The following is a 13,614-nucleotide window of genomic DNA, read 5'->3' on the forward strand; positions in this document are numbered from 1 at the left end:
CGTATTATAAGTTTTATTACATTATTGGATCCATAGTTAATGCTGGATGTCCTTTTTCCTCCAAGAATGCTACTACTGCATCTGATTCTACAGCTATGCTTTCATCACAAATCATATCTGCAAAATTATCTATTCCATATAGTTCTTTAGCAGTCTTATTTAATTTTTCTGCTACGAAATCTTTTAATTCTTTTGGCATCCATACTATTCTGCCTATTCCACCTTCAGCTTTCATAAATTTCTTTGATGGAATAAATGATCTACCATGTCCCATAAATCCTGGAGTCTGTACTCCACCACCTGTCATTGATGCAAGTTCAACAAATGTCATTCCAAGAGGAGTTGTTGCTCCATGTTCTCTATTTACTATTACAACACCATTAGCTTCTGGCATTATACCTGTTATACATTCAAAGCATCCACAAGATGTCATAGGATCTTGTAATATACTATATAATGTAACATTATTTACAGCACCTTGAGATATTTTTGAAACAGTTTCATTTACCTTATCCCAAATACCTGCATTTTCATCTACTAAACCATCTTTTGGTACTGCTTGACATGGTCCTGTTGGATTTAATTCAAGTGTTGCTTTTGCATCAAGCCATGAAACTGCACCACAAAGTCCTAGTCTTTCTGGAGTTACTATACATACATGTGCTGGAGCGAAAGATTGACAAAGATTACATGAGTAGAAAGTATCAACATTTTCATCTATCAATGATTCAAGTCTTTCATCTCTTTCTGCAAATCTTGGCATAGCAAGCTTATCTTTTAATTCATGAACTTTATCTAGCTCTGTAATTAATGTAACTTCACATTTATCAACAACTGAACCAAATTCATCTAACATTTTAGCATATATTACTTCACCAAAGTCTTTTAATCTAAAGCCTTTATCAAAAGCTTCTTTACTTATTCTTACTTGAGTCATATTTCTTTGTCCAACATGCATTACACCTTCAATATAGTTCAAGAAGTAATGAAGTCTTCTTTCTAGAACTGGTTCAAAATCTTTTTGCATGTTAGCACCAGATACTTTAACTAACATTCCCATTGGCAATCTTCCTGGAACATCTTTTAAAGAGTCAATGTCTGGTCCTATTATTTCTATCTTATGATCTTCAACTTCACTTGAATCTCCACTCATTACTAATTCCCAAGCTTCAGTCTTTCCAGCACCAAATTCAATATGCATATCGCCTTTTCTTATTCTCTCACCTTCGAATGCTGCTGCAAATGCAACTGGAATTGGAATTTCAGTAATCTTTATCTTTATCTTTCTTGCTTCAAGAGAAGTCTTAACTACTTTATCATAATCCTTTTGAGTTAATAATAATGTAGGAACTTCTGGTACAACCTGATCAGTTATTACAGGGAATCCTAATGCGATAGCACCTGCGCCTGCTGATACTACAAGTTCACTTAATGGTCCAAAAGCATTTACAAATGCTGGAACTCTTTCAGCTGTATATTTTAAGAATTCTGGTAAATTACCTGGCTTAACTCCTCCGAATATCAATGCTGCTCTTATAGCAACTGTTACAACATGAATTACTGAAGTAACATCATATCCTAGAGGTATAACTCTTAAGTCAAGACCCATTTTAACTTTAGCTTCTACAGCCTGGTCTATTACTTTACCAACTAAGAAAGTAAGTAATCCTTTTGATTGATAATCTTTTATTACTTTTGCTGCAGTTTCAGCATCTGGACATTCTCCAAGTACAACTGCTACACCAGGGATATCACCAGTAACTAGTGGTACACCTAATGAACAGATTATTGGATCTGATACAAAACCTACACAAGGTTCAGAATATGGAGCATCTGAAAGAACATACTTACAAGCTTCAATTATTTCTGCTGCTACTGCTGTAGCAAGACCAGAGTTCAATAATTTATCTAACATTTCCTCTTCAACTATTAAACTTCTAACTACGTCTAGAGAAGCTTCCAATTCTCCTACATTTGTAACTTTTTTGCCTGTAGCAGAATATAATACTGACAATGAATATGCAGTATCAGGGAATGCAACCTTACAATCCTTACCTTTTTCATCTACGACCTTTTTAACCAAATCTTCAGCAGCTTTTAATGCTTGCTTTGAGCCAGTGAATACAGTTTGATATAAATTCATTTTTTTGCCCCTCCCTAAAATTAAAATTTATATAAAATTATAGTTCTAAATAAGAATCAGCATATAAAACAGCTCCATTTACAACATCGCATGTTTTAATTGTCTCCATTAATCTTAAATCACATGGATTCATTATAGCTGAAGTCAATCCACATTGTATAGCCATTGCTGCATAAGTAGCATCCATTATTGGTCTTATAGTCTTTGGTGCACCATTAGAAACATTACTTAATCCACAGCAAGTTCTAAGTCCCATTTCGCTTATAAGTCTAATAGCTTCTAGAACTTCTTTTTGTTTATCTTGCATTCCTTTTATTACTAGGAACAATGGATCAAATAATAAATCTGTTGGTTCCATTCCAAGACCCATTCCTCTTTCAAGCATTTCTGTACAGTAAGCCATTCTTTCATCATTGTCTTTAGTTATACCTTCTTTTGCACATAATGCAATACACATAGCTTCATATTCTGCAGCTAAATCTATATTTTCAATTCTACCACCAGCATCAGCTGAATTTACAATTGGTTTTCCTTTTTCTCTATTATAAACTTTAAGTCCAGCTTCTATTGCTTTCTTATTTGTTGTATCCAATGCAAGAGGAACATTGTCAAATTCTTTTTGAAGTAATTGAACTCCCCATTTCATTATTTCTTCTCCATCTTTTTCAGCTGGTCCTATGTTGAAATCCAAATAATTAGCGCCTGCGTCTAATTGTTCTTTTGCTCTTTTTAAAATTTGTTCTGGGTTTCTTTCTTCTATAGCCTTTCTGATAGCTGGAGATATGCAGTGTATTCTTTCACCAATAACAATAAATTTATCCATTTTCAAATGACCCCCCTGTTTTATATCATTAATTTTTTAAAAATAAAATTTTATATTATTTATAATTGAGAATCAAGACAAAACCTGATTCTCAATTGCAAACTTGAATACTTTTATTATTTAATATTTAACTCTTTTAAGAATTTAGGAATAAACATAGCTTCTGTTGTTCCAACTGTAATATCCCAACCTGGTAATTTCTCTTCCAAATCGCCTTTCAAAACAGCAACTTTTCCTGGAAGTATAAGTTTTCTACACTTAGTTTTGCTTTCTATTCCTGATTCTTTTACAAATTCTGAAATAACAGTTGATGTAAACTTACCAGCAGCCCAAGAAGTAAGAACTGAGTATCCACCTGCATCTGGAATTAACATCCAAACTGGCATCTTAGATCTTTCAACTTCTCCAGTTACTATAAAGTAAGTTAATGCAAAGTCAACAGTACATATTACTGGTGAATTTTCATCTGCACCATTAAATCCATATATACCTGGTTCAACTCTCATTGGTTTCTGAGGATCTGTGAATATGTTTTGTCTTACTCCATATAGAGGTAATGCTCTAACATAATCCATATCACTTAAAACTATTAATGAACCATATTTCATTGTAAATAATGTAGATAATGCAACTTCCATGAACTTATCGCCTTTTGAAAGTTCATCTACAAATAGTATTGAAGGATAGCCAAATACTCTGTCTTGATCTTGAATGTTTATTCTTCTTATTTGAACTGTATTTTCAAAAGCTTCTTTTATTGAAGCTGAACCTGGATCAAGAACTAAATTCTTATATCCTAATTTGTGTATTTCTTCAACTAAAGCATATAATGCTTCTAAGCTTTCAGCTTTTACTCCTAATGCTAAGTTGTCAGCTTTTACTAATTCAACAAAAGCAGCATAATTGTCTTTATTAGCACCATATACTAATGGATTTTCATCTTTAACTAAATCTAAAGCTTCTTTAGCAACACTTGCATCTTCACAAATTAATGCATAAGCAACCTTTAAACCACTTGCTTTTACTTTATTAATTAAAGCAATATATTTATCTTTATTTCCAGCATATTTTAATGCTGCAAATTCAACTTTCATGTCTTCGCCGATTCTTACATAGTCAACTTCTTTCATATGTGCAATTTTAGCATCTACTTCAGCATCATCCATAGAATCACTTAATAAAACTGCAAATCTATTTCTATTTACTAATGTTTTTTCATGACGGAACATAACAGTTTCTCCGCCTAATTTATATTCAGTATCACCTTTACCTATTGTTATAGTTTTCATTATTGGTGCTGTAGCTTCTGATAATTTTTCTAAAGCTTCAGAACTCATATGTGGACATTTTCCTATTTCTACAGCTCCTGCTGCAACCTTCATTGAAAATGCCAAACAAGTTGGAAATCCGCAATCTTTACAATTCTTTTTTGGTGTTAATTTAAATATATCTAATCCTTTTAAAGCCATTTTGAATCCTCCCTTATTTAAATCCCAGTATAAATTTAAATTTACATTAAGCTAATAATTCGCTTACAAATTTTTTAATAGTTTCTAGTGATTTTGGATGACGTAAAATTACTGCATTTGATCCTGATGCTAAAACACCTGCTGCTGTTGAAACTTCCATAGAAATTCCTCTTTCTTCTAGGTTATCCCATGTTTCTTCATCAACTGATTCCTTTACCTTCCAAGTTTCAAATGCAACTGGTGTAATTATAGGTACCTGTAAAGTTTTATCATCTTGTCCTAATGCTGCAAGTCTAACTCTGTCTAAAGTTGAAATAACATATTCATATCCATACCCTGCTGCTGAACATCCTACATTATCAACTATCTTTTCATTACCAACACCTAATTGATTTACTAATATGTTTATTTGTTTTGCAAGGTTTATGTCAACGGATGATTCTGCACCAATCTTGTGATTATAAGCCATAGCACCTGCTGCTGCTATAGTTTTATAGTTATCTTCTACTGCTGATAAAAGAAGAACATTGTGTCCATCTAATTCTTGAGCAATTTTTTCAAATAACTTAGCATCCTTATCATGATTTCCTGTTCCAGCTACAACAAGAGGAGTTTTTATAGCTTCTACTACAGCTTTTGCTGTTTTAGCACACTCTTCAACTGAATTATCTTTTCCATTTGGATCTGCTGAATCTAATTTTAAACAGATAAAATCAGGAGCATATTTTTCTTCAATACACTTTGCCCAAGCAACTGGATCATTACATACATCTTTATAAAGTTCTAATATTGCCTTTGGCCAACCTTCTAAATCGTCTGTAATATCCATACCTAATTTAGGAGCGTTTCCTGTATTTCCATCAAAGGAATAAAAAGGAAGAACACTTTCTCCACCTAATTTTATAGCTTTTTCACCTGTTCCAATTTCTACTTCACAAATCTTTCCTGAAAATTTCTGTACTGACTTTTTGAACATAACTTAATGCCTCCTTAAATTATTTATTAAATTGGATTTTTGATAAAATATCATATAGTGTTTTTTTAGAAGGGGAATCCTCTGGCATATCTACTAGAGGTTTCCCACTTGTATCATACTCATAAATGGTAGAATCCATAGGTACAACACCTAATAAATCTAGATCTTGTTTTTTTATTTCTTCCATAGTTCCATCATTTATTTTGCCTTCTGGAGCTCTATTAACTATAAGAAAAATTTGGCCTACTTTTAATTTCAATTCATCAACTAACCTTCTTATTCTTCCTACAGCTTGAATACCTCTTCTAGAGCAGTCACTGATTAAAAATAATGTATCAATATTCTCAACTAGCTTCCTGCTCAAATGCTCCATTCCAGCTTCATTATCTATAATTATATATTGATAATTTGCAGCTAAAGAATCTATCTGAGCCTTTAACACCCCATTTACATAACAATAGCATCCAGGCCCTTGGGATCTTCCCATTACAATCATGTCATAGCCATCGCCTTCCGTTATGGATGTATTTAACTTGTATTTTAAGTAATCAGCTTTTAACATGCCTCCCGGAAATTTATTACCTTCAAGTGATTTTTGGTTTACATCTTCTTTTATGTCTCCTATAGTTTCTTCTACTTCTTCACCTAAAACTTCATTTAAATTAGCATTTGCATCAGCATCTACAGCTAGTATTGGTTTTTCTCCTTTTTTTACAAGATAATCTATTAATAATCCTGTTAATGTAGTTTTACCAGTTCCACCTTTTCCTGCTACAGCTATTTTATATGCCATTGTATAACCTCCTCCTATTGTCATGCATAGGGTTTTTAAGTCCTATTCTTTACTCTACTGAATGAACACATTGTTTATGAACATCATGAAGTGCTTCCATAATTCCTTCACATAAAGTTGGATGTGGATGAATTACTTCTCCTACTTGTTCTGCTGTTAATCCAAACTCACAAGCTACTGTTAATTCACCAAGCATATCTGCTGCACGTTCTCCAATTATAGCAGCTCCAATAATTACATCTTTTTCATCTGTAATTACTTTTACAAAACCTTGTAATTTACCCATAGCTTGAGCTTTTCCTAATCCTCTGAAATCGAATTTTCCTACTTTGTAATTTATTCCAGCATCTTTAGCTTGTTTTTCTTTCATACCAACAGAAGCAACTTCTGGTTCTGTGAACACACAACCTGGTACAGCTTTATAGCTCATCTTCTTCTTTTTATCTAATATAGCATTTTCTACAGCTACAATACCTTGTCTTGAAGCTACATGAGCTAAATCAGGGCTTATAGTTAAATCACCTATAGCATAAATTCCTTCTATATTAGTTTCTAAATACTCATTGACTATTACTTTACCTCTATCAGCTTGTATTCCTAATTCTTCTAATCCAAGACCATCAGTATATGGTCTTCTACCAATGGCTACAAGCATCTTTTCTGCTTCTACTTTTTTGCCACTTTGTAGAGTTGCAACTACATTACCCTCTCCAACTTCTACAGTTGAGATACCATCACCTACAAAGAACTTTATCTTTCCCTGTTTAAAGCTTCTTTGTAGTATTTTTGCTGTATCTTCATCTTCAAGAGGTAATAATTGTGGTAACATTTCTACTATTTTAACTTCAGTTCCAAGTCTACTTAAGAACTGTCCTATTTCACAACCTATTACACCTCCACCAACAACAATCATTGATTTTGGCTGCTCTTTAAGATTCAAAACTTCATCAGAAGTCATTACATTTTTTCCATCATAAGGAAGAAATCTTGGAACTACTGGTATAGAACCTGTAGCAAGAATTATCTTGTCTGCTGGTATACTTTCTTTTGTTCCATCTTCCTTTGTAACTTCAACTTCTTTATTGCTTACTAATCTTCCTGCTCCCCTTACAAGTTTTACTCCCTTGCTTTCAAATAAGTACTCAATTCCCTTTACAAGGTTAGTAACAACTTTTTCTTTTCTTTCCATTATAGCTGCAAAATCAGCTTTTACATCAGCTTCAAAATTAATGCCAAATTTCTTAGCTTCTTTTACTGTATTTAATACATCTGAGCAAGCAAGTAGAGCTTTTGTAGGTATGCAGCCTACATTTAAGCAAGTTCCTCCTACTTTACCTTTTTCAACTACAGTAACATCTGCGCCTAACATCGCAGCTTTAAGTGCAGCTACATATCCGCCTGGTCCCCCACCAATAACAACTATTTTCATCTATAATCGCCCCTTCGATTTTATAATCCTGCTTGATCTAATATTAATGGCACATTTTCTTCCGCACCAATTGCCATTATGTGAACTCCGTCACAAAGACCTTCTTCTTTTACCTTCTTTATAAACTCACCAGATATTTTTATTCCTTCTTGAACTTTATTTTCCGCACCCTTCATTCTTTCAATTAATTCATCTGGAACAAATATTCCTGGAACATTTTTATTCATATATTTAGCCATACCTGCTGACTTTAATGGAATTATACCCACCATAAGTTTTGCATCTAAATGCTTAGTTTTTTCTCTAAATAATTTTAAAGTATCTATATCATATACAGCTTGTGTTTGAAAAAATTTAGCACCAGCTTTTATTTTCTTTTCCATTTTCAAAATTTGTAATTCTAAAGGATCATATCTTGGAGTTACACAAGCTCCTAAATAAAATTTAGGTGTACCAGTTAAATCATTGCCTGACATATCTTTTCCTTGTGCTATAGTGCTTGCAACACTAAGTATTCCTACACTATCCAAATCATAAACTGGTTTAGCTCCTGGATGATCTCCTGTCATTGTATAATCTCCTGTAAGAGCTAATACATTTTCGATTCCAAATACCCCTGCAGATAAAAGTTCCCCTTGAATTGCTATTCTATTTCTATCTCTCCCTGTTATTTGAAGAACAGGCTCTAATCCTGCATCCTTTAACACTTTACATGTTGCTAAAGAAGTGGCCTTTAAAGTTGCAGATTGAAAATCTGTAACATTAACTCCATGTGCTCTCCCTTTTATTGCTTTAGCACATTCTATCAAATGAGAAAGATCTATACCTTTTGGAGGAGCCATTTCTGCTGTTATTCCAAATTCTCCTCTTTCGAAAGCTTCTTTCAATAGGCTCATTTTTAATCCCCCTTAGAATTATTCCTTATCTCTTAAATCTACTTTTCTTGGATGAGCATTAACCTGATAATCTCTTGGTTCTCTGATTTCTAATAAATTATCAAGCTTGTTTAGTTCTTTTAACTTGTTATATATTAGAATCCAAGCACAGTCATTTTCTGGATCCACTTCACATTTTCCATCTCTTGCACCACCACAAGGTCCATTTAAAAGACCTTTAGCACACATTGTTATTGGACAGATTCCACCACTCCATCCAAGTTGGCAATTTCCACAAGCTTTGCAAGCTTCTTTATATTGTCCAACTCTTTCTACTTCTCCTATAAATGATGTATTGTTAGCTGGATAAACAGGAATCTTCAAAAGTTTTGCAACTGTTTGAGTTCCGTCGCCGCAAGCCATGGATAAAACTGCATCGGCCTCTTTTAATTCTTCCTTTAAGGCTTTTAAATCTTTTCTAGTTTTCAATAAATTACAGGAAGGATCTAGTATTTTATATCCTAAAACTACCTTACCATTTTCCTCTAATTTAGTTTTCATTTCCAATACTTCTTCTTCTCCGCCTACTTTACAAGTGGAAGCACATAAAGAACAACCTGTTAATATTACTTTTTTACTATCTTTAAGATATCCAAGTACCTCTTCAAAAGGCTTTTTCTCTGAAATAATCATTCTTATTCCCCCATCTTAATAAATGCTTATACTAGATTATTTTGCAATTTACATGCTTTTACCACATGCTTAGCAAGTATTGAAGTTGTAACTGAACCTACTCCTGCTGGAACTGGTGTTATCATTGAAGCCTTTTCTATACAACTGTCAGTATCTGCATCTCCGCATAGATTTCCTTTTTCATCAACATTGATACCAACATCTATAACTACAGCTTCATCACCAATATATTTAGAATCTATCATTTTAGCTTTACCAATTCCAACTATTACTATATCAGCTTTGGAAGTTACTGAAGGCATGTCTTGAGTTCTTGAGTGGCATATAGTAACTGTTGCATTTTCATTTAACAGCAACATTGATACTGGTTTTCCTACTACCATAGATCTTCCTATTACTACTGCATTTTTTCCTTTCATAGGCACATTGTAATGTTTTAATATTTCAATTACTGCAGATGGAGTACAAGGCGCAAAACCAGTTTCATCCTTTTCCATCAATTTAGCAACATTTACAGGACTAAAACAATCAACATCCTTTTCTGGCGCGATTATATATTTAATAACACTTTCATCTAGTTGTTTTGGGAATGGTCTAAAGATTAATATACCATTAGTAGCTTTATCTTCATTTACTTTCTTAAGTTCTGCTATGAAATCGTCTTGTTCTATGTTTTCTGGAAGCTCTTTTACTTCTGTGTCTATTCCTATAGAAGCACATCTTTTAAGAGCCCCTCTCTCATAAGCAAGGTCACTTCCGTTTGCTCCAACTCTTACTATAGTAAGTTTTGGAGTAATACCCTTAGCCTTTAATTCTTCTACTTCCTTAGTTAAAACCGTACTTATCGCATCTGCAACTGGCTTTCCCTTAATTATTTGACCCATACTTACAATCTCCTTCATAAACAAAATTATTAATTAATAGAATTTAATTATTTTAACATCCCTGGGAAGAAGTTGAACTTCTTCCCCTGGATATCATTTTATCTAATTAATTAAAGCTGTTATTTACTAAGTGCTTTTACTACTTTTCCATAAACTTCATCCGCTATTTTTATTCCATCTTGTATTAAAGGTTCCGTTTCCTTCTTTACTTTTTCAACATAAGCTTCATCTTTGATTGAATTTATGTTGATTATTACATTTAATTGAGCACCAATTATAGCAGCTCTTAAAGCCTGTACCCCAACTCCAACATCGCTTATAGCAAGCATAGAGCAGTTGTCTACTAGTGCTTCATGAAGTTTTATAGATTCATAACACTGTTTAACTATAGCTACTGGAACTTCACAAGCAGACTTTAAACATTTCTGCAAAGTTTCTTCTTTTAACTTTTTCTCCTCTTCAGTTTCCTTAGGCATACCATATGCTTTTGAAAGAGGAAGGAAGCATTCTGCATCAGCATCTATAAGTTTTAGAAGTTCTTCCTGAAGCTGACCTGCTTTACCAAGTATACCTTGAACTTTTTCTTCATACTGAGCATATTTTTTCTTTCCTATAGTAAGGTTACAAACCATACTTCCTAATGCCATTCCTATAGCTCCTACTAAAGCTGCAGCTCCACCTCCACCAGGTACTGCTGCCTTTGATGCAAGAACTTCTATAAAATCTGTACAAGTTTTGTCTGCTAGTTTCATCGTAATTTCCTCCTCTGAAATTAGAATAATCCGCTTATTACTCCATTTTCATCAACATCAATTCTTTCAGCTGCTGGAACCTTAGGAAGTCCTGGCATTTTCATTATTGATCCAGTTACAGCAACAACAAAACCTGCACCTGCTGAAATTGTTACTTGTCTTACTGTAATATTAAATCCTGTTGGTCTACCAAGTTTAGTCTGATCATCAGTTAAAGAATACTGAGTTTTTGCTATACATACTGGTGTTTGTCCAAAACCATTCTTTTCTAACTCTGCTATTTCTTTTTCAGCTTGTGGTGTAAATACTGCATCATCAGCACCATAAATCTTCTTAGATATAGCTGCTATTTTTTCTTTAATTGATAATTTTTCATCATATGCAAATTGGAAATCATTCTTTCCTTCATCTATTAATCTCATTACTTCTTTAGCAACTTCTATGCCGCCTTCTCCGCCTTTTGCCCAAACTTGTGATAACTTAACATTTACGCCAAGTTCCTTACACTTATTTTCAACTAGCTTTAACTCAGCTTGTGTATCAGTTGGGAATTCATTTATTGCAACTACTGCTGGTAATTTATATACCTTAGTTATATTTTCAACATGTTTTAATAAGTTTGGAAGTCCTTTTTCAAGAGCTTCTAAGTTTTCATTATTTAAATCAGCCTTTGGAACTCCGCCGTTGTATTTTAATGCTCTTACTGTAGCAACTATTACAACTGCATCTGGTTTTAATCCAGCCATTCTACACTTAATATCTAAGAATTTTTCTGCTCCAAGGTCAGCACCGAAACCTGCCTCTGTAACTACGTAATCAGCAAAATGAGTAGCCATTCTTGTAGCTATTACTGAGTTACATCCATGAGCTATGTTAGCAAATGGTCCACCATGAACAAATGCTGGTGTTCCTTCAAGAGTTTGAACTAGATTTGGTTTTAATGCATCTTTAAGTAATGCAGCCATTGGTCCTTGTGCTTTTATTTGTCCAGCTGTTACAGGTTCTCCAGCTCTTGTATATGCTACAACTATTCTAGCAAGTCTTTCTTTTAAATCAGTTATGTTACTAGCTAAGCAGAATATAGCCATTATTTCTGAAGCAACAGTTATATCAAAACCATCTTCTCTTGGCATTCCATTAGCTTTTCCGCCTAAACCATCTGTTATAAATCTTAATTGTCTGTCGTTCATGTCAACACATCTTCTCCAAACAATTCTTCTTGGATCAATATCTAAAGAATTTCCTTGATATATATGGTTGTCTACCATTGCAGCTAATAAATTGTTAGCTGCTCCTATTGCATGGAAATCTCCAGTGAAATGTAAGTTAATGTCTTCCATTGGAACAACTTGTGCATATCCACCACCTGCTGCTCCACCTTTAACTCCAAATACTGGTCCTAATGATGGTTCTCTTAATGCAACTATTGTATTTTTGCCTAATTTTGATAAAGCGTCAGCTACACCTATTGACGTAGTAGTTTTTCCTTCTCCTGCTGGTGTTGGGTTAATTGCTGTACATAGTATTAATTTACCATTCTTACTAGGAGTTGTTTTTAAAAGGTTATAATTTACTTTTGCTTTGTACTTTCCATAAAGCTCGATGTCATCTTCAGGTATGCCTGCTTTTTCAGCTATTTTTCTAATGTCCTCCATTTTACACTCTTGTGCTATTTCGATGTCTGATTTAAAATCCATTTAAAATACCCCCATCTCTAATTTTTCTTTTATTTTTAACCTCTTCTATAATTCCCCCTATGGAATTATATGGAGACTGGTCAAACTTATTAAAAAATCACATGTTTTAAACTAACTGACCTTCTAACTTTTCTTTTATTTTTTTTACCTCTTCTACGGTTTCCTTACTGGAATCGTATGGAGATTGATTAACCCTGTCAGAAGTTCCTACATTTTCACGATAGTGCATAAATCCAAGACAAGCATCTTCACCTACATTTTCAAGTACATATCTTTCATCTTCTTCATTTTTAATTTTATTTGCAACTACAAAAACCTTGTCTATGCCTATATCTTTTGCTAATTTTTTTACATGATGGTATGTTTGAATACTTCTAATTCCTGGTTCTACTACTACAACAAACACATCTACGCCTTGAGCTGTTCCTCTTCCTAAATGTTCAATACCTGCTTCCATATCCATAATTACTATATCTTTATTTTGAAGTATCAAATGAGAAGTAAGCTTCTTTAGAAGTACATTTTCTGGACAGATACAACCAGTTCCACCAGTATCAACTGTTCCCATCGTTAACACTCTGACACCATTGTATTCTTTACAATATCTTTCAGGTATATCATCAACCTTTGGATTTATTTTAAACATTTTTCCAAAAGCACCTGGTGTGGAATTGGTTCTCTCTGCCACTAATTTTTTCATTTCTGATATTGGTACTATTTCATTAATTATTTCTTGTGGGAACCCTAATGCTAAAGCTAAATTAGGATCTGGATCTGCATCTACAGCCAATACCTTATATCCTTCCTCTGCATATATTCTACTTATTATGGCAGAAAAAGTACTTTTACCTACGCCACCTTTTCCCGTTATAGCCATTTTCATTTTCATATTATAGTTCCCCCTTCTCACTAGTTATTTAAAGTCCTTATAATGAGTTTCAAGTAAATTCTTTCTCGAAATGATAATTAGTATGCACTTTTTATCATTTCGAGAAAGTTTTTTGTATCATTTTGATTCTAGAAATTATTATTTAAGATAGTACCTTGTATTGGTAGTTTGGCATAACATTTGCTTATTTA

The 13,614-nt window shown here is 33.4% G+C and carries 12 protein-coding genes; all 12 read right to left on the reverse strand.

The window, feature by feature from the left end; genetic code table 11:
• Positions 1-16: 16 nt before the first annotated feature.
• The 12 genes from acsB to Ccar_RS18835 all read right to left on the reverse strand — a co-directional run bounded on the left by acsB (position 17) and on the right by Ccar_RS18835 (position 13,423).
• A complete protein-coding gene (gene acsB / locus Ccar_RS18780) occupies positions 17-2,143 on the reverse strand; it encodes an acetyl-CoA decarbonylase/synthase complex subunit alpha/beta (RefSeq protein WP_007061841.1) in 2,127 nt (708 codons plus the stop codon).
• 37 nt (positions 2,144-2,180) lie between these two features.
• Complete coding sequence (gene acsE, locus Ccar_RS18785) at positions 2,181-2,966, reverse strand: carbon monoxide dehydrogenase/acetyl-CoA synthase methytransferase subunit (RefSeq protein WP_007061840.1); 786 nt, start codon at positions 2,964-2,966, stop codon at positions 2,181-2,183.
• 116 nt (positions 2,967-3,082) lie between these two features.
• Positions 3,083-4,435, reverse strand: coding sequence for an acetyl-CoA decarbonylase/synthase complex subunit gamma (gene acsC, locus Ccar_RS18790; protein ID WP_007061839.1), 1,353 nt, complete (start codon positions 4,433-4,435; stop codon positions 3,083-3,085).
• A gap of 46 nt (positions 4,436-4,481) precedes the next feature.
• On the reverse strand, positions 4,482-5,411 hold the full coding sequence (acsD, locus tag Ccar_RS18795; protein ID WP_007061838.1) for an acetyl-CoA decarbonylase/synthase complex subunit delta: 930 nt from the start codon (positions 5,409-5,411) through the stop codon (positions 4,482-4,484).
• Positions 5,412-5,430: 19 nt separating this feature from the next.
• The gene (locus tag Ccar_RS18800; protein WP_007061837.1) at positions 5,431-6,204 is read right to left on the reverse strand and encodes an ATP-binding protein; all 774 of its coding nucleotides are present in this window, start codon (positions 6,202-6,204) and stop codon (positions 5,431-5,433) included.
• A 49-nt stretch (positions 6,205-6,253) separates the two neighbouring features.
• Positions 6,254-7,633 carry a dihydrolipoyl dehydrogenase gene (lpdA, locus tag Ccar_RS18805; RefSeq protein ID WP_007061836.1) on the reverse strand — a complete coding sequence of 460 codons (1,380 nt, stop codon included), beginning with the start codon at positions 7,631-7,633 and terminating at the stop codon, positions 6,254-6,256.
• Between the two features lie 20 nt (positions 7,634-7,653).
• On the reverse strand, positions 7,654-8,529 hold the full coding sequence (locus tag Ccar_RS18810; protein ID WP_007061835.1) for a methylenetetrahydrofolate reductase: 876 nt from the start codon (positions 8,527-8,529) through the stop codon (positions 7,654-7,656).
• Between the two features lie 18 nt (positions 8,530-8,547).
• Positions 8,548-9,201, reverse strand: coding sequence for a methylenetetrahydrofolate reductase C-terminal domain-containing protein (locus Ccar_RS18815; protein ID WP_007061834.1), 654 nt, complete (start codon positions 9,199-9,201; stop codon positions 8,548-8,550).
• A 26-nt stretch (positions 9,202-9,227) separates the two neighbouring features.
• Positions 9,228-10,085: a bifunctional 5,10-methylenetetrahydrofolate dehydrogenase/5,10-methenyltetrahydrofolate cyclohydrolase gene (locus tag Ccar_RS18820; RefSeq protein WP_007061833.1), complete on the reverse strand. Its 858-nt coding sequence runs from the start codon at positions 10,083-10,085 to the stop codon at positions 9,228-9,230.
• 119 nt (positions 10,086-10,204) lie between these two features.
• Positions 10,205-10,837, reverse strand: a complete 633-nt coding sequence (locus tag Ccar_RS18825; protein WP_007061832.1) for a cyclodeaminase/cyclohydrolase family protein — start codon at positions 10,835-10,837, stop codon at positions 10,205-10,207.
• 20 nt (positions 10,838-10,857) lie between these two features.
• Positions 10,858-12,534: a formate--tetrahydrofolate ligase gene (locus tag Ccar_RS18830; RefSeq protein ID WP_007061831.1), complete on the reverse strand. Its 1,677-nt coding sequence runs from the start codon at positions 12,532-12,534 to the stop codon at positions 10,858-10,860.
• 106 nt (positions 12,535-12,640) lie between these two features.
• Positions 12,641-13,423, reverse strand: coding sequence for an ATP-binding protein (locus tag Ccar_RS18835; protein WP_048030343.1), 783 nt, complete (start codon positions 13,421-13,423; stop codon positions 12,641-12,643).
• Positions 13,424-13,614: the final 191 nt, after the last annotated feature.

Source organism: Clostridium carboxidivorans P7 (assembly GCF_001038625.1).
Taxonomy (GTDB): Bacteria; Bacillota; Clostridia; order Clostridiales; family Clostridiaceae; genus Clostridium_AM; species Clostridium_AM carboxidivorans.